Source organism: Brumicola pallidula DSM 14239 = ACAM 615, assembly GCF_000428905.1.
In the GTDB taxonomy this organism is placed as follows: Bacteria; Pseudomonadota; Gammaproteobacteria; order Enterobacterales; family Alteromonadaceae; genus Glaciecola; species Glaciecola pallidula.
This window is the reverse complement of sequence record NZ_AUAV01000005.1, coordinates 279269-297892: the sequence shown is the minus strand read 5'-3', so window position 1 is coordinate 297892 and position 18624 is coordinate 279269. Positions and strand designations below refer to the sequence as shown.

Genomic DNA, 18624 nt, shown 5'->3' with positions numbered 1-18624 from the left:
CGGTTAAGGCTATCAAATCAGCTTGATAATTTTTTCTAGCCATTAAAAAAGCACGATATTATACGCAATATCGTGCTTTTTTATAGCAAAACTTACTGCTTATTTTGCGTTTTTCATATAATCCAGAGTCATGTTAGTCAAAAGCTTTACGCCTAACTTCATACCACTGTCATCTACAAAAAATTCTGGCGTATGGTGAGCTGGTGAATCTGCCTCAGATACATCCAATGGTTTACCACCTACCCATAAATAAATACCTGGTATTTCCTGCTGGAAGAAAGAAAAATCTTCTGCGCCGGTTACCGCTTTTGAGTTAATTACGTTTTCCTGCCCAGCGGTGCGAACTAGCGTAGGTAGTACTTGATCCATAAGCGCATGATCATTGAATGTAATTGGATAGCTATAATCCAATGGCAGTATGACTTCAACTTCAGCTCTCATGCTATCAGCAATGCCTTTGGCTTTGCGGGGTATTGCTTCGTACATATGCTCACGGGCCGCTTTGTTTAATGTGCGAATAGTACCAACCAAAACAACTTCATTTGGAATGATATTCGAACGATTTCCACCGTGAATAGAACCTATAGTGACTACAGCGGCATCGTCAATCACCTTAATTTCGCGGCTAACAACAGTTTGTAATGCCATGATGATTTGAGCAGAGGTAGTGATTGGGTCGACACTCTTCCATGGGTATGCGCCATGAGCCTGCTTGCCTCTGACAATGATTTTAAACGGGTCAACGGCGGCCATAATGCCACCGTGCTTATAGCGTACTTTGCCCACATCAGTATTGGAGCTTATGTGCAAACCAAAAATCACATCAACATCAGGGTTCTTTAAAACGCCCTCTGCAACCATGACTTCAGCACCCCCTTTCTCTCCTGAAGGCGCACCCTCTTCTGCCGGCTGAAAGATGAATTTAACTTTACCGCGCAATTCACTTTTCATTTCTGTTAGGATTTTTGCTGCCCCCATTAGCATAGCCATGTGAGTATCATGTCCGCACGCATGCATAACGGGTACTTCATTTCCATCTAACATGCCTTTTGCGATAGATTTAAAAGGTAAATCATTTTTCTCAGGAACCGGCAAACCGTCCATATCGGCTCGCAATGCAACCGTTGGGCCAGGCTTTCCTGAATCTAAAATAGCAACAACACCAGTAATAGCTACACCTGTAGTAACTTCTAGCCCTAAGCCACGTAAATATTTTTCAACGTACTTTGCAGTTTCAAACTCGCGATTAGATAATTCTGGATTTTGATGCAAGTGATGACGCCACTTGATTACTTCAGGCTCAATTCTATCAGCCATCATAGCCACAGTGTCAGTCTCTTGGGCACTCACCATACCGGAAATAATAAGCGACAGAGCTGTAAACAGAGGAAGTAAGCGTTTCATATATATGATCTACCTTGGTTTTTATTATTGTTTGATAATTGAATTCGATTGAGTGTATTAAATGTACACTAAGTAGCAACCAAAACAGTAGCGTAAAATAGATTTCATTACGAACGTTACAATAATGACCTCGACATTTTTTCCCGAAAGAGACAGTCAATCTGCATTGTTTGAGGCATCCCCTGCAGTTTCGTTAAGCTGATTCAATTCCCCCTCGACAGCAACAAGCGATCGCGATAGACAATTTTTCGCGATACAAGAAAACCGCAATATAAAAATATCACGGCTCGAGTTTAATAACGGTTGCTAAAACTTAATCCGCATATTTAAGTTGTGCTATAAAAAAACTAGCTCTTCAAACGTTTCATTGAGTCAAAGAACTCATCGTTTGTTTTTGTCATCGCTAGACGACCAATTAAAAACTCTATCGCGTCTATCTCACTCATTTCATGGACAATTTTACGTAGTATCCACATTTTCTGCAATTCGTCTTGGGACGTTAATAGTTCTTCACGACGTGTACCTGAGCGGTTCAAGTCAATAGCAGGGAACACACGCTTTTCAGCAATCTTACGATTTAAATGCAGTTCCATGTTACCCGTACCTTTAAATTCTTCGTAAATTACTTCATCCATTTTGGAGCCCGTATCGATCAAAGCGGTAGCGATGATTGTTAAACTGCCACCTTCTTCAACATTTCGAGCTGCACCAAAGAATCGCTTAGGCTTGTGCAGTGCATTCGCATCAACACCACCGGTAAGTACTTTACCTGACGAAGGAATAACCGTGTTATAAGCGCGCGCTAGACGAGTAAGTGAATCAAGCAAAATAACCACGTCTTTTTTGTGTTCAACTAGACGTTTGGCTTTTTCAATGACCATTTCAGCAACCTGAACGTGACGACTCGCTGGTTCATCAAAAGTGGAAGCAATAACTTCACCTTGCACCAAACGCTGCATCTCTGTGACTTCTTCTGGGCGCTCATCAATTAACAAAACCATTAACTGAGCTTCTGGATAGTTTGCCGCAATTGATTGTGCGATGTTTTGCAGTAAGAGTGTTTTACCTGCTTTTGGCGGTGCCACAATCAAACCACGCTGACCACGCCCAATTGGGGATGCTAAATCAAGTATACGTGCAGTGATATCTTCAGTACTGCCATTCCCACGTTCTAGTCTAAAACGTTCATTGGCATGCAAGGGAGTTAGGTTTTCAAAAAGGATTTTGTTGCGAGAGTTTTCAGGTTTATCAAAGTTTACTTCACGTATTTTAAGCAATGCGAAATAACGTTCACTGTCCTTTGGTGGGCGAATTTTCCCCGCAATAGTGTCACCTGTGCGCAAATTGAAGCGTCGAATTTGACTCGGTGAGACATAAATGTCGTCAGGCCCAGCTAAATAGGAACAATCACCGGAGCGCAAGAATCCAAAGCCATCCTGAAGGATTTCAAGAACACCACCTCCAAAAATGTCTTCACCACCTTTCGCATGGGATTTTAATATTGAAAATATAATGTCTTGTTTTCTAGCTCGGGCTAGATTTTCTAATCCCATCTCTTCAGATAAGGATACTAATTCACTGATGGGTTTGTCTTTTAATTCGGTCAAATTCATATTGGTAGGTCTTTATGTTTAGGCGGCGTAATAAGTACAAACTATTTGTTCTTTTTAACAATGCCCTATCAAAAGTAGTCTCTGGTTAAAATTGTCAGTTATTGGAGTATGATTTTATGTTTTCTTTCAATGCTACATTTATAGACTGTTTGACTAGAGAGAATAACAACATAAGGTTGATACCAGCTGTAGACGATTAGCTGTTTACACAGCTACTATTAACAATTGTATTTCACACTACTTTAACGTGAGTAACTAGCTAACAGTGGGCACTGAAGGAATATAAAAAAAGCTTTGCTCGGGTGAGCGCTCAAATAAGTTAGCACTAAATTAAGTTATCGTCCAGTTTTACAAAAAAATAACTTTTAAATAAAAAAGGCCATCAAAATTGATGGCCTTTAATGGTTTGTCCGGCAGTGATAAATGCCAGTAACAGTGTTTAGATATTTTCGTTCAAAAATTCAACTAATTGAGTTTTTGACAGTGCTCCCACTTTGGTCGCTGCAACTGCACCGTTTTTGAAAAGCAATAGTGTTGGAATACCACGAATACCATATTTAGGTGGTGTTTCGTTATTTTCATCGACATTAAGCTTACCAACTGTTACCTTCCCTGCAAACTCGTCAGCAATCTCAGTTAAGATTGGGGCGATCATTTTACAAGGGCCGCACCATTCAGCCCAGAAATCAACTAAAACAGGACCGTTAGCATTGATTACATCTGCTTCGAATTTTTCGTCACTCAACGAGATAATTTTGTCGCTCATTCTTTTCTCCAAATTTGGTCATCCGCTGAGACTTTCAGCCTTGCCTTATAGTGTTAATAGAAATTGTTTTTAATGCAAGCAATGATAAGCTATAAGCTATGCCACAAACACATTTAACAAATACATCTTTTTCCGATCTTCCGATCCATCCGCTTATTTTAAGAGCGCTTGAGGAAGCCAATTTTACCAAATGCACGCCAATTCAGTCAATGTCACTGCCTCAACTTATTGAAGGACACGATATTGCGGGGCAGGCACAAACTGGGACAGGCAAAACTATTGCATTTTTGGTGGCTACTTTCCACCACCTCTTAAATAACCCAAAACCTGACAACGAGCCAAGTAAACCGAGTCCCAGAGCCATTATTATGGCACCAACCCGAGAGCTTGCGGTGCAAATTTACAATGATGCAGAATTGCTCAGTAAACACTGCGGCCTATCACTTGGCTTAATATATGGGGGTGAAGGTTACGAAAGTCAACGGGATCGACTAACAAAAGGTGTAGATATTGTTATTGGTACTACTGGCCGTATAATTGATTATTACAAGCAAGATATTTTTTCGTTGAAAAATATACAAGTAGCTGTACTCGACGAAGCTGATCGAATGTTTGATCTCGGCTTCATCAAAGATATCCGCTATTTATTTAGACGCATGCCAGAACCAACTCAACGCTTGAGTATGCTATTTTCTGCTACCTTAAGTTTCCGCGTTCAAGAGCTCGCTTATGAACATATGAATAATCCAACTCATGTACAAATTGAACCCGAAAAGAAAACGGCAACGAGAGTAACTGAAGAATTATTTTATCCATCAGATAAAGACAAGCCTCTGCTGTTGTTAACTCTGTTCGAAAATGAGTGGCCCGACAAAGCTATTGTGTTTGCCAATACCAAATTTGGTTGTGAAACCGTATCTGCTTGGTTACAAGCTGACGGACATCGAGTAGGTATGTTAAGTGGAGATGTGCCTCAAAAGAAACGTTTGAGTATTCTTGAGGACTTTACCAGCGGCGCAATAGATATATTGGTAGCTACCGATGTTGCTGCTCGCGGTTTGCATATTCCCAAAGTTACGCATGTATTCAACTATGACCTACCCGATGACGCAGAAGATTACGTGCATCGCATCGGCAGAACAGCTCGAGCGGGTGAAAGTGGCATTGCGATTAGTTTCGCTTGCGAAAAATATGCATTGAATTTACCAGCTATTGAAATGTATATTGAAGGTCAAATTACCGTAACTGACTATGATCCTAACCAGTTACTGAAAGACGTAAAGGCGCCTGTATTTCATCGTAAGCCACGAGGCAGAACTGATGGTCGACCAGGTAATCGAGGTGGTCGTTCTTCTGGTGGGCAGCGTCCAAGTGGTCCAAAAAGGAACCACCAAGGAAGAAACTAGAGGTAGTCGCGCTTGATCCAAGAAGTACCCAATACTGTTATACAAGACGAATATTATGCTGCCGTTGATTTAGGCTCAAATAGCTTTCACATGGTGATAGTTAGAGTGCTCAGCGGTAGTGTTCAAATAGTCAGTAAAAATAAACGCAAAGTAAGACTCGCTGCAGGTCTCGATGACGATTTCAATCTATCAGAAGAGAGCATTCAGCGTGGTCTTGAGTGTTTAAAAACCTTCCGCGAACAATTAGACGACATCCCTAAAGCAAACATTAAAGTTGTCGCCACAGCTACCTTGCGTATTGCTAATAACGCAGCCGATTTTGTCACCCGTGGAGAACGTATCCTTAATCACAAAATCAACGTTATATCGGGTGAAGAAGAAGCCCGTCAAATTTATTTAGGGGTTGCTTATACCTCTGCAAACCAAGGCAATACTTTAGTTGTTGATATCGGTGGTGCGAGTACCGAAGTTATCGTTGGCCGCGATATGCAACCGCTGCATTTAAACAGTGTGGACATGGGTTGTGTCACTTTCATGGAAAGGTATTTTAAAGGGGGGTTGATAAATAAAGAAAACTTCGAGCATGCGCTCGCAGCCGCGGAACAAATGCTAGTCCCGTATGCAGCGACGTTCAAATGCTTTGATTGGCAGCAATGCTTAGGCGCTTCAGGCACTCCTCAAGCTGTTGTCAGCATCTTGGTTAAACAAGGTATAAACGACGCTATCAGATTGGATTACCTGTATCAATTACGTGACCAAGCTGTTGCTTGTCAGCATATTGATAGTCTACAGATTGATGGACTTGCCGATTCACGCAAGCTCATTTTTCCGGCTGGCCTGGCTATCCTAATCGCACTATTTAAGCAATTGAATTTAAAAAACATGCAAATCTCAGGTGGTGCGCTTCGTGAGGGGATGATTTACGGCATGTTGGATAATTACCAACGAGCTGATCGCAGAACTCAAGGCATCAATCAACTGGTTTCACGTTTTCATGTCGATACAGCACAAAGCGACAGAGTGCGTAAAGTAGCTATGGCGTTAAGCCGTCAGATGTGTGCACAGAGCAAATTCTGTGACTTTGACACAGAAGCACTCATTTCTTCTGCGGCAGCGCTACACGAACTTGGCTTACACATCGGCTATAAGAAGTTTCATGAACATGGTGCGTATATTTTGACACATGTTGAATTAACCGGCTTCACCACACTGCAACGTATGTTTATTCGAGATTTAGTTGGCATGCACCGCCAAGACATTGATTTAACCGTATTTAATAACTACCAAGAAGACTTTAAAGAAATGCTCGTCAACGCATTGCGTATTGTCAGGATTTCCGTGATTTTATGTACTCGCAGACGAGACGACACTATTCCCAGCCCTAACCTTACTGTATCAGGCGATGATTGGCATTTACACTTCGGCGATGGCGTTTTACTCTCACAGCCACTAGTACATGCCGAAGTCATCCATGAAACTTGGTTGCAACATAAAGCGGGCTGGAAGCTAGCTTGTGAATAATGCGTGACGCAGCGCTATTCACAGGCAGAGCTGATATCGACTATCGACTATTGATTACTGAGTCGCTTACCAAATGAAATTGCATAAGATGGTGAACGCATTCTTAACACAGGATCAGCGCTTGGCGTGAAGCCAGCGGACATAATATTCGGGTCAAAGTTAGTGTTCTTGCACGCGTCGCCACCATTCGCCGTTACAGTCACTGTGCCTAACGCAACTTGCGGACGCTCAGCGGGCCACTGTTGTGAAGGATCGATATCGCTATCTTGCTCTTCACCTAAACTCGCCATAATCGTAAAGCTAACTGCGCCTTCTTCAAGCTGTTTAGTAAATGTGTCAACTAGGAACTCTTCAGGCATTTTGGCTGCTTCATCTTTATCCAAGGTTTTGACCCCTAAACTTGGTTGAATATCCCAACGAAATTTGGTTTTTTCACCACTCGCTTGATTAAAATAGAACGTGTGTAGGCCAAAGAATCCGGTGTTTGCAAAAGAAGCAGGTGTTTTAGCTTGTTGGTTCCACATTGCATTTGCTTGCACTGAAGGATTTGCCTGAATGAAAGCCATTGTTTTAGCTGGATCTGTTTTACCATTTTCGTCTGGTAATAATGTGGATAAGAAACCAAAGAAGGTTTCTGGATCTTTACCCGCGAAAACAGGGAAATTGTTCCCTGTGAACGTGTGGAATGAACCATTTGGTAATTTAATTTGCATACCTAAACCGCGAGTACCCGGCGCTCGTTCATCACTATTGGGGTTAGCACCGCCTAAAGAAAATCGCATAGCAACAGGCAAGTCGCTGTTTGCCAATAACGCAGCACCTTTAAAATGTTCGTTAGGTGACGGCACAAAAGTACCTATTGCGCACATCCCTTTGGCATGCGCTTTTCTGAAACCAGGATGCTTACCACCTAGTTTTTCGAAAATATCCACTAAATCTGTAGCCTGGACTTCTTTGTCGCTTGCGATTGCGCTGAAAGGCGCCGTTGCCCCTGCCATCAATAAACAAAGTGCAATGCTTGATGCAATCAATGTGTGCTTCATATGTGTCCCTTATGGTTGTTAATTATGTTGGTTCTAACCTAAGCTGCTAACAAATATAATTATTCAGATAGCTAGTTTTAAAATAAAATTGTTGTCTAAGACAGCTTACGCCACGACATCAACCAGCAAATACCACCGAAGAGGCCTAAACCAATACTGCACCAAACTGGCTTTTCAAAAAGGTACATCAATACCGCCACCACTGAAAATGCGGCGGCGAGATGGCTATAAAAACGGGCTTTTTGGGCGCTCTTAATGGCTTCAATGTGCATTTCATGGTGTTTTTGTTGTTCAATTGGAAGGCGTTTCAATTGCTTCATACCGTCATATATTAAGTCAGGCATCTCTGGCAACTTCTCATTCCAAAATGGTAAGTTTTCATACACCTTTTTAAACATCGCTTTGGGTCCAACTTGCTCCTTCATCCAGTTTTCTAGAAAAGGCTTCGCGGTTTTCCAAAGATCTAACTGCGGATAAAGCTGACGACCAAGACCTTCAACATATAACAGTGTTTTTTGCAGTAGCACCAGTTGCGGCTGAACCACCATGTTAAAGCGGCGGGCGGTATTAAATAGTTGCAGCAATATATTGCCGAAACTGATGTCTTCCAGTGGTTTTTGAAAAATCGGTTCGCAAACTGTGCGTATACCCATTTCAAAATCAGCAATATTAGTATCAGCCGGAACCCAACCAGAATCAACATGAAGTTCCGCTACTTTGCGGTAATCCCGATTGAAAAAAGCAATGAAATTTTCTGCCAAGTAACGCTTATCTTCTTTACTTAATGTGCCAACAATACCGAAGTCTATGCCAATATAAAGTGGATTTTCGGGGTGTTCCCTGCTGACGAAAATATTTCCTGGGTGCATATCGGCGTGAAAAAAGCTGTCTCTGAATACTTGGGTAAAGAATACTTCGACACCGCGTTCAGCAAGCAATTTCATATTTGTATTTTGCGCTCTCAATGCAGTAACATCTGATATCGGAATACCAAAAATCCGTTCCATTACGATAACGTCTTTGCGGCAATGTTCGCTATAAAAATAGGGGACATATAACGAATCAGAATCCTGAAAGTTGCGTTTAATTTGTATTCCATTTGCCGCCTCTCTCAATAAATCTAGCTCATCAAGAATGGTACGCTTGTATTCTTCCACCACTTCAACTGGACGCAAACGCTTACCGTCAGGAAGCCATTGTTTTAAAATACCCGCGATACTCAATAACAAGTCAACATCAGCTTCAATAGTTTGTCGAATGTTTGGACGCAATACTTTAATAACAACTTCTTTGTTATTACTTTTTAAGGTTGCAGTATGCACTTGTGCAATCGAAGCAGAGGCTAAAGGTTTGGCCATAAATTCTGAAAAAAGCACAGACAAATCTGTAATTTCTAATGAACGTTTGATCATATCTTGTGCTATTTCAGGATCAAATGGCGGCACATTGTCTTGTAACATACTTAATTCTGTTGCTATGTCATCGCTTAGTAAATCGCGACGCGTGGACAGCATTTGCCCAAACTTAATATAAACAGGGCCTAAGGTTTCTAGTGCCAAACGCAGTCGCCGTCCTTCGGATTGATTCTTGTGCTTATTTGGCAACCAAAACACACAGCGACGAGCGAAGCGCACGTACCATGGCTTAAAACGTGCTGGTATAATCTCGTCGAGTCCGTGCTGTAACAACACTTTACCTATGTCATAAAAGCGTCTAATTTGCACGTTAACTGCCCTGCTTAAGATGGTTAGAAAACTTATTTACATGCTCTAAACTGAGAACATTCATGGTGTTGTTGGCATCGCCTGAATAGCAATAAGAAGTGTATTCGACGACCGCATTTTGTTTCTTCATATTCATTACTGCTTTTTCCTAGCTTTGTTCTCTAGGATCGCCAACCGAGCTTCTAGTCTAGCTGCCGTATCTCGCACTTCGGACACTTCTTGTATATAATTCTCGAGCATAATTGGCCTAACACCAATCGGCTTTTCATCCAGTATTACGTCGCTCAAGGCTTGCATTGCTAGCGTATGCTTGCGTTTAATGAACTGACCAAAAGAATCCACGCTCTGCATTGCATGATGTGCTGTAATATCACCAAGATGTTTAGAAAGAATTTCTTCGATATCAATATTTAATCCAGCAAATAATTCACTCATATTCCTAGCGATTTGTAAGTCACCATCAAAATCAAGTTTATTTTCACGAATGAGCCGAGTGATATTACTGGTATCTTTTAGCTCACTAATAATAAATATCGATAGGCTTATGGCGCAATAGTTGTGGCTTTTTTGATGTTTTTCTTGCGCTGCGACCTGCTCGCCTATATCTCTTGGCAAAGGACTGACATCAACTCTTCTCGCGTGAAAGTTAAACACCAGTGGAAAGGGTAACTCTTGTAACTTTATTTCGCATTGTTTACCAACTAGAGGCTGCAACAATGTGTCACTGTCTTCATCAAAGGACAATATTTTATTTATTGCAAATTCAACTGCAGCGGTCATAACTTGAGCTTCATACATTTAGAATTTGAACCCTCTATGCAAAGCCACAATGCCACCGGTTAAATTTGTATAAGTGGTTTGTTCGAAGCCCACCTCTTTCATCATACCTTCAAGCGTTTCTTGATCCGGATGCATGCGGATGGATTCAGCTAAATATTGATAACTCTCAGCGTCGTTGGCAACTAACTGGCCTATTTTTGGCAATAGATGAAATGAATAAGTGTCATAAATTTTGCTCAATACGTCACTGGTGGGTTTTGAAAACTCCAATACTAACAAGCGACCGCCCGGCTTTAAAACACGAAAAATAGAAGCGAGTGCATTCGATTTCTCTGTCACATTACGCAAACCAAAAGCCATGGTAACTAAGTCGAAATGATTGTCTGGGAATGGCAGAGCTTCGGCATTGGCCTGCACATAATTGAGATTAGACATAATACCCATATTAGTGAGTTTTTCTTTACCCACCAAGAGCATAGAGTGATTGATATCAGCCAATGTCACTTGCCCCGTGGCACCAACCATGCGGCTAAACTTGGCGGCTAAGTCACCGGTTCCACCCGCAAGATCCAATACTTTTTGACCTGAGCGAATACCGCTGCAATCAATGGTGTAGCGTTTCCAAATACGGTGTATACCTAGTGACATCAAATCATTCATCACATCGTATTTAGCGGCAACGGAATGAAAAACATCGGCAACCATCGACTGCTTTTGTTCTTTAGCAACTTGCTTAAAACCAAAATGCGTTTGCTCCGAGGCTGTTTTTTCTGAAGCTGTATCCTCTGGAGCGCTTAAATGATCGAGTAGATTCTCACTACGCTCATCATCGGGTTTTTCTGCTGATGTTGGTTTCGTACTTTGCATTTTAGTTGCTTCTTTTAAGAATTTTGATACTGGTGAATTAGTTAACAGTGACTTTCTCTAAGTGAAATTTTATAACTAGCTAACTGATTATAAGTCTCTTTTTAATAAACGACTGTCCATGAGTGGCTTAAAGAGCGTTAATTTCTACAAGTAACTTCTACAGGTAACTTCTACAAGTAACTTGCTAGAGAAGAGCTTAGTGAAAATTCATACTCTATCTACTGAGTTAATTGTAGCTAACTAATGGCTTAATTGTAGCTAAAAATAGGAATAAATACATCAACTAAGCTGAACTTAGGCTAGGAAAATATGCGCAGTATTCATTTATCGCTGTTTTACGTTTACTGAACCATACCGACATAGTTATCACCACAACTAAAAGACACAATTTGGCTGAGTTCTTGTAGCGATAAACCACTCTCTTTTTGCCAATCAAAAAAAGTATTTTGAATTGTATTTAAACTGCGTTTCGATCTAGCAGAGCCGCTAATTAATCCATGTTCAACGAAATAAGCTTCTACATCACGACTTAATAAAAATGTGTCCACGCCGAGCGTGCGCAGAGCATAAGGCCCGGTGTTGCCTCCTAGTCTTGCGCCTTTTTTCCTGAGATAATCCCATAAACCAATAAGATCATCTTGCGGCCATTGCGTGACGAAATTTGCGAAACTGCCGTGGCTGCGACGAATGTCATCAATCATCCATGCATTTTCACGGATTGTTTTTACTTTATTAAAGTTGCGAATAATCGCGGGGTTTGTTGCTTTTTGTTCTAGCATTTCATCAGGCATTAATAATATTTTATTGATATCAAAACCAAAAAACACCTCTTCAAAATTTGGCCATTTCTGACGTACGACACGCCAAACAAAGCCTGACTGAAACACTTTCTTAGTAAACTCTGCTAAAAAGCGGTCATCTGGTGTATCTAGTATCTGTTTTCTGCTAGCGGGCTGTGACAGTAAATCTCTAACCATTGCCTCACTACCTTTGCGTTTGCATACTCGGTCATAAAGACTCGCAAAGGCTTCTGCTTTGATATCAATATCTTTTGACCGAGCTAAACTCATGCCGCAATACCCGAGTGGCGCAGCAATGCATCAACTTCTGGTTCACGACCTCTAAACGCAACAAACAATTCCATGGGTTCTTTACTGCCACCCATTTCAAGAATGTTATTCAGAAAAGCTCGGCCCGTTTCTTGATTAAAGATACCTTCCTCTTCAAAGCGACCAAAGGCATCAGAGGACAGCACTTCAGCCCATTTATAACTGTAATAACCGGCGGCGTAACCACCCGCAAATATATGCCCAAAGCTGTTTTGAAATTTATTAAACTCAGGTGGAATAACTACCGCCACCTCTTGTCTAACTTCATCTAGTATTTGCTGTACTGATTTTTCAGCATTGCTTTGCTGGTGAAGCGTAAAATCAAACATGCTTAACTCTAGCTGCCTGACCATTTGCATTGCCGATTGATAATTTTTCGCTGCTAGCATTTTTTCTAGCAATTCGCTAGGCAAGGCTTCGCCAGTTTCATAATGACCAGAGATAAAACTCAAGGCTTCGGGTTGCCAGCACCAGTTTTCAAGAAACTGACTAGGTAACTCTACCGCATCCCAAGCAACACCGTTGATACCTGACACACCACCGGCTTCAATTTTGGTTAACATGTGATGAAGACCATGTCCGAATTCATGGAACAACGTAACCACTTCATCATGCGTAAATAGCGCCGGTTTGCCATCAACAGGGCTACTAAAGTTACATACCATGTAAGCGACTGGCAGCTGTAACTCGCCATTGGGTAATCGGCGTCTGCTTCTGCAATCATCCATCCATGCACCGCCACGCTTTTTTTCGCGAGCATATAAATCGAAGTAAAAGGAACCACGATGTTGATTGTCGGCATCATATATAGTGTAAAACGAAACATCTTCATGCCACACATCAACGTTTTCTTGTTGCTCAATGCGCAAGCCATACAAGCGCGAAACGACTTCAAATAAACCATTCAACACTTGTTTTTCAGGAAAATATGGGCGTAATTCTTCGTCTGATATTGCGTATTTTTGTTGTTTTAATTTTTCGCCAAAATAAGCGTAATCCCATGGCTGTAAATCTTTTTGAGCATACTGCTGGGACGCAAGATCGACAATCTCCTGCAATTCATCTTGCGCTTGCGGTTTTGAACGTTTTGCCAAGTCTCTTAAAAACTGTGTGACTTGCTCTGTGGATTTTGCCATTTTGGTTGCCAGCGAACGTTCCGCATAGCAAGTGAAGTCGAGTAAAGACGCGGCTTCTTGCTTTAACGAAAGTATCTCATTGATGTTAGCGGTATTATCAAAATCACCTGCGTTAGGCCCTTGGTCTGAGGCTCTTGAGCTATATGCGCGATACATTTCTTCACGTAATGCGCCGTTATCGGCATACAACATGACCGGCAAATAACTTGGAATATTGAGCGTAAACAACCAACCATCAACGTCTTTTTTTCTCGCAGTTTGGGCTGCCGCTGCCTTTGCAGAATCAGGTAAACCGGCAAGGTCTGCCTCATCCGTTATCTGTTTAGTCCACGCCATCGTCGCATCCATAACATTATTACCGAAGGTAGACGATAAATCTGACAGGCGGCTTTGTATGTCTGCGTAGCGTTTCTTTTTATCGTTCTGTAAGCCAACACCAGAAAGCGTGAAGTCCCGAATGGCATTAGTGACCACTTTTTGTTGCGCTTCATCTAATGTAGTAAATTCTTGACTGTCCCGAAGTTGCTGATACAGGCTGAATAATGCTTGGTTTTGGCCAACCCAGGTACCAAATTCGGATAACATAGGCAGGCAAGCATCATGGGCTTCACGAAGTTTGTCAGTGCTAACCACCGAGTTCATATGACCAATCGGCGACCACATTTTTGACAATACGTCGTCAGTATCTTCTATACGTTCAACAACTTGGGCATAGGTAACTTGTCCGTTTTCAACTACATCTGCAATCACTGCCTTGCAGTTTTCGATGGCTTTTTTAATGGCCGGAACAATATCTTGGGTATCAATTTGTGAAAAAAGAGGAAGCCCGCTCACGTTTTCGATTGCATTCATAAAGGATCTCATCGTTATTCGTTGTTGTCAGCAAAAGTACTGACATCTTAGTGTGTTTATAATTGGGTATTCAGGATGGGATCACAATGGTAAATAAAACTTTTTTTGAAGGAACACTTGATAATTGCGGTCTAGTAGGCATATTTGACGTAGTAAATACAATACAGTGACCCTTTTAGGAACAAAATGAATTCAAGTACACAGAACGCGCAAGTAAAAAAGCATTTCGATTATATCTCCATTGGCGGCGGTAGTGGAGGTATTGCATCCGCAAATCGTGCATCAAAATACGGCAAAAAAGCAGCTATTATTGAAGCCAAAGACATTGGCGGTACCTGCGTGAATGTAGGTTGTATTCCTAAAAAAGCCATGTGGTTCGGTGCACAAGTCGCAGAAGCTATTCATAAGTATAGCCCCGACTATGGTTTCGACATTACCGTAAATAGCTTTAGTTGGGCAAAGTTAGTTGCTAGTCGCACAGCATATATTGACCGCATTCATCAATCTTATGATCGCGGATTAGATAAAAATGGCGTTGAACTTATCAAAGGCTTTGCCACGTTTATCGACAATCACACCATTGCTGTTGATGGTGATATATACACGGCAGACCACATTACTATTGCTACCGGTGGGCGTCCCATAAAGCCAGCTATTCCAGGGGCAGAACTAGGAATTAATTCAGACGAATTTTTTGACATAAGTGAACAACCCAAAAGAGTCGTAGTGGTTGGCGCCGGCTATATAGGAGTTGAATTAGCCGGTGTAATGCATTCACTGGGTTCTGAAACACACTTTTTAGTACGTCGTGAAAAACCACTGCGTAATTTCGATGATATGTTATCCGATACATTGGTTGAAATTATGGCAGAGGACGGGCCAAAACTGCATCCTCATACCGAAGTCACTGCTATTGAAAAACAAGCAGATGGGTCATTGAAAGTTAAACTTAATACCGATGGACATATTGATTGTGATGCCTTGATTTGGGCTATTGGCCGGGAACCTGCCAACGACAAACTCAATATCGAAAATACTGACGTAGAGCTAGACGAGCGAGGCTACGTTAAGGTAGATAAATACCAAAATACGACAGCGGCGGGCATATATGCTGTCGGCGATAACATCGGCAAAGTCGACTTAACACCTGTTGCAGTCAAAGCTGGCAGATTGTTGAGCGAGCGATTGTTCAATTCTAAACCTGACGCACACATGGATTATGACCTTATTCCAACCGTGGTATTTAGCCATCCTGCTATTGGTACCATCGGCTTGAGTGAGAAAGAAGCGCTTGAAAAATATGGCGAATCTAATATCAAAGTATACAACTCTAGCTTTGCTGCTATGTACACTGCAGTGACCTCGCACAGACAAGCGACAAAAATGAAACTTGTTTGTCAAGGTATTGATGAAAAGGTAGTGGGTCTCCACGGTATTGGATTTGGTATGGACGAAATTCTGCAAGGCTTCGCTGTCGCAATTAAAATGGGCGCAACGAAAGCAGACTTTGATGCTTGTATAGCGATTCATCCAACAAGTGGCGAAGAGTTCGTTACATTAACGTAAGGCACGATCGGCACTAAAAGGCATTCAAGTAATTGCTAATAAGGGTTTTTATTTAAAACTCGCGTGTATTTAAATTTTGCTTATGCCCCACGCCCCCGAAAAAGTTGTTTAACTTTCAGGGGGCACTTCAAAAATTAAGGCGTTTTTTTTCAGTTAATTCGGCTCATTATTTTCACTTCATTATTTTCACTTCATTATTTTCACTTCATTATTTGTGCTAACTCATTGAGAACATCACGTAAGCCTGCGATGCGTTTATTAGTATTTATGCCTTGTTTTGTTGCTTTGATGTCACGCGCTAACGCAGCAAGTGAGGCGGATAAATTTGCCGATTTATCACCATTAGACATCGCAATTTGTGCTTTACCTAATAAGGTCTTAGCAGCATCAATATTTACTTGGGCCATGCCTTTATCGCGCTCTAACTGGTCAATATAAGCTAATCCAACAACGGGGTTTAGTGGCCACGTGACCTGAAACTGCTGTTGAGGATTAAACGTATCACCCATGTCCGCTAGTTTCGCCGCCGCTAATTCGTTTTCAGTTAGGAATTCGCTAGCCTGCAGCTCGAGGACATCTAGACCACGCAGTATTTCAGTTCCATAAATTTTCCCGTTATACCAATATGTTGACCAATAGCCACCAATTACCATACGCTCATCATGAACAGGGCCACGGTCAAAATAGGCGATTTCAACGGGATTAACCGTATCGGTAAAATCGATAACTGACAAACCACCTTGATACCAAGCTTGAACAAAAATATCGCGCCCCGGCACCGGCACTACTGAGCCATTGTGAGCCACACAATTCTCTTGTTCCGATTGTGGTGCATCAATTTTATAATAGCTTTGAAAGATCAACTTACCATCTTTAACATCGTAAAACGCGTTGGCTCCCCACGATTTTGGATCAGACGCTCGGCAACGAGGCTGCGTACCACCGCCCCACTCATCGGTGAATAGGACCTTGGTGCCGTCGTTATTGAATGTTGCTGAATGCCAATAGGCGAAACCTGGATCAGATACTTCATCAATACGTTTTGGCTGCAATGGGTCAGAGATATCTAGTAATATACCGTTACCTGAGCAAGCACCTGCGGCTAATTTTAATGCTGGAAATACCGTAATATCATGACATTCGTCAGTCATACTTGTGCTCTGAGTGCCGTCACCGTGATCGCCACCACGCCATAAGCCGGACAAACGTCCTTCATTGTCAGAAAAAACCGCAGGACTTGAGGTAATACGCGCTTTTTCTGGGGTTTTCACCGGTATTTCTATTACGTCTATACGGAATAACGCGGTGCGATTATCACCCGCAATGTCACCAATACAACCTTCTAATTCTTCTTCATCGCGCACACTTGCCGTACCTGAGTTGTAAACAACAATTGTATCTTCATCTGAGGACACGATTGAATGCGTATGCGATCCTCTGCAGGTTTGTACGAGCCCTACTTGTCTTGGCATGGTGATATCTGAGATATCAAAAATACGCAATCCACGAAAACGTTGATCACTGATATCGTCGCTAATACCTTGCAGACCGCAATCAATGCGACCGCGGGTTTGTTCTACTGACATGATCAGTAAATCACCCACAATAGAGACATCGCCCTGACCACCTGGACAAACAATCGAACTTGCTAGGCTTGGCTCGCCATTCTCACTTAAGTTATAAATATTAAATCCATGATAATTCCCAGCAACCAAAGTATTGCCCGAAAATGCCATGTCTGTGTTCCAAAAACTAAGTAATGGCCAGCGTTCTGCCCACTCTGTTTTTATATCTCCGCCGTCTTCATCCACTCGACTTTCAGACTTATCATCTGCTGAGGGCATTTTAACTGGTGGTATGTTTGACGGGTTATCAGGATCAAAAAAACCATTTGGTCTTGGCAGTGTTTTAATTAACTTTAGATTTAGGGCGGCTTCACCCGCATCTCTAAAGCCGGCTTTGAGTCCTACTCTTTGATCCGTTGAAAGGCCTGAAAACAAAGCGTTCATTCGCGTAATTTCAACCTTTTGATCGTTCACAATATCATTCATGAAGTCATACAAAATTGGATCATATGCCGAACCTGACTGCTCAAGTAAATCATCCACCATTCTTACTGCACCCTCATGGTGAGGTATCATTAAACTTAAGAATAAGCGGTCAAAATCAGTGCCTTTCGCGGCCTCAAGTTGATCCATTTCATTTGCATTCGCCATGCCCATTAAGCTGTGGTCCATGTGCATGGAATGATCAATATCCGTGGCTTCACTGCGTTGCTCTAGCCAGTCTTGCATAAAAGCAATTTCATCGGCTTGTGATTTGCGAATACGACCTGCGATATCAATTAAATCCTCATTGTTAGTTCGATCCTCCACCAACACAGCCATGTCCACAGCCTGTCCGTGATGCGGGATCATGTTTTGCATAAACAGAACGTCGTCACGAGTAAAACTTGTATTCGCTATTTTGACGGCATCTTGCGCACTCAAGGTGCGTGATATTTGTCCGGGCGCACCAGGCTGAATAATAGGAGGCGCTTGTGCAACGCAGGCTGAACTTAAAACGCTCAAGCTAAATAAAGCAGAATACGACAAACAAGTTAGCGGTTTAGTATTGATAATTGGCATAAAGGGCAAATCCTTTTGATGAATTGTAGTCTGGGGTTCTAGCGTCACATTAGTTCGAAAATCAATCAGTGTAAAGCCTTCGACAACGCACTGTATAAAAAAAACTCCGAATAAATGTAAAATAATTGAGTCTTTTTTGTAAAAAATGATGTATTAATGATTCTCCTTTTATTAAACAAATACAAACAGTTGATTCAATAATGCATGCTA

14 protein-coding genes are annotated in these 18624 nt (G+C 41.8%); 3 read left to right on the top strand and 11 right to left on the bottom strand.

What is annotated here, in order from left to right; genetic code table 11:
- Positions 1–99: 99 nt before the first annotated feature.
- From G399_RS0101350 to trxA, 3 genes are all read right to left on the bottom strand, one after another.
- The gene (locus G399_RS0101350) at positions 100–1404 is read right to left on the bottom strand and encodes an amidohydrolase (protein ID WP_006011299.1); all 1305 of its coding nucleotides are present in this window, start codon (positions 1402–1404) and stop codon (positions 100–102) included.
- A gap of 347 nt (positions 1405–1751) precedes the next feature.
- Positions 1752–3017: a transcription termination factor Rho gene (gene rho, locus G399_RS0101345; protein WP_006011298.1), complete on the bottom strand. Its 1266-nt coding sequence runs from the start codon at positions 3015–3017 to the stop codon at positions 1752–1754.
- 439 nt (positions 3018–3456) lie between these two features.
- Complete coding sequence (gene trxA / locus G399_RS0101340; protein WP_006011297.1) at positions 3457–3783, bottom strand: thioredoxin TrxA; 327 nt, start codon at positions 3781–3783, stop codon at positions 3457–3459.
- 98 nt (positions 3784–3881) lie between these two features.
- Here trxA and rhlB point away from each other — a divergent pair, with 98 nt between their 5' ends.
- Both rhlB and G399_RS0101330 read left to right on the top strand, forming a co-directional pair.
- Positions 3882–5189, top strand: coding sequence for an ATP-dependent RNA helicase RhlB (gene rhlB, locus G399_RS0101335; protein ID WP_006011296.1), 1308 nt, complete (start codon positions 3882–3884; stop codon positions 5187–5189).
- Between the two features lie 12 nt (positions 5190–5201).
- Positions 5202–6710: a Ppx/GppA phosphatase family protein gene (locus G399_RS0101330; RefSeq protein ID WP_006011294.1), complete on the top strand. Its 1509-nt coding sequence runs from the start codon at positions 5202–5204 to the stop codon at positions 6708–6710.
- A 47-nt stretch (positions 6711–6757) separates the two neighbouring features.
- On the opposite strand, the gene G399_RS0101325 is transcribed toward G399_RS0101330, so the two are convergent.
- The 7 genes from G399_RS0101325 to prlC all read right to left on the bottom strand — a co-directional run bounded on the left by G399_RS0101325 (position 6758) and on the right by prlC (position 14221).
- Positions 6758–7753 carry a catalase family peroxidase gene (locus G399_RS0101325; RefSeq protein WP_006011292.1) on the bottom strand — a complete coding sequence of 332 codons (996 nt, stop codon included), beginning with the start codon at positions 7751–7753 and terminating at the stop codon, positions 6758–6760.
- 95 nt (positions 7754–7848) lie between these two features.
- Complete coding sequence (ubiB, locus tag G399_RS0101320; protein ID WP_006011290.1) at positions 7849–9477, bottom strand: ubiquinone biosynthesis regulatory protein kinase UbiB; 1629 nt, start codon at positions 9475–9477, stop codon at positions 7849–7851.
- A gap of 1 nt (position 9478) precedes the next feature.
- The gene (locus G399_RS22720; RefSeq protein WP_006011288.1) at positions 9479–9613 is read right to left on the bottom strand and encodes a hypothetical protein; all 135 of its coding nucleotides are present in this window, start codon (positions 9611–9613) and stop codon (positions 9479–9481) included.
- Positions 9613–10275 (bottom strand): ubiquinone biosynthesis accessory factor UbiJ, encoded by a 663-nt coding sequence (locus G399_RS0101310; RefSeq protein ID WP_006011287.1) that lies wholly within the window; start codon positions 10273–10275, stop codon positions 9613–9615. The genes G399_RS22720 and G399_RS0101310 overlap by 1 nt, the downstream gene beginning before the upstream one ends.
- Positions 10276–11124, bottom strand: a complete 849-nt coding sequence (gene ubiE, locus G399_RS0101305) for a bifunctional demethylmenaquinone methyltransferase/2-methoxy-6-polyprenyl-1,4-benzoquinol methylase UbiE (RefSeq protein ID WP_006011286.1) — start codon at positions 11122–11124, stop codon at positions 10276–10278.
- A 341-nt stretch (positions 11125–11465) separates the two neighbouring features.
- Positions 11466–12194: a DNA-3-methyladenine glycosylase I gene (locus G399_RS0101300; RefSeq protein ID WP_006011285.1), complete on the bottom strand. Its 729-nt coding sequence runs from the start codon at positions 12192–12194 to the stop codon at positions 11466–11468.
- Complete coding sequence (gene prlC / locus G399_RS0101295) at positions 12191–14221, bottom strand: oligopeptidase A (protein WP_006011284.1); 2031 nt, start codon at positions 14219–14221, stop codon at positions 12191–12193. The genes G399_RS0101300 and prlC overlap by 4 nt, the downstream gene beginning before the upstream one ends.
- A gap of 186 nt (positions 14222–14407) precedes the next feature.
- Here prlC and gorA point away from each other — a divergent pair, with 186 nt between their 5' ends.
- Positions 14408–15787 carry a glutathione-disulfide reductase gene (gene gorA, locus G399_RS0101290; RefSeq protein ID WP_006011283.1) on the top strand — a complete coding sequence of 460 codons (1380 nt, stop codon included), beginning with the start codon at positions 14408–14410 and terminating at the stop codon, positions 15785–15787.
- A gap of 200 nt (positions 15788–15987) precedes the next feature.
- Here gorA and G399_RS0101285 read toward each other — a convergent pair whose 3' ends face one another.
- Positions 15988–18414 (bottom strand): DUF305 domain-containing protein, encoded by a 2427-nt coding sequence (locus G399_RS0101285; protein ID WP_006011282.1) that lies wholly within the window; start codon positions 18412–18414, stop codon positions 15988–15990.
- Positions 18415–18624 lie beyond the last annotated feature (210 nt).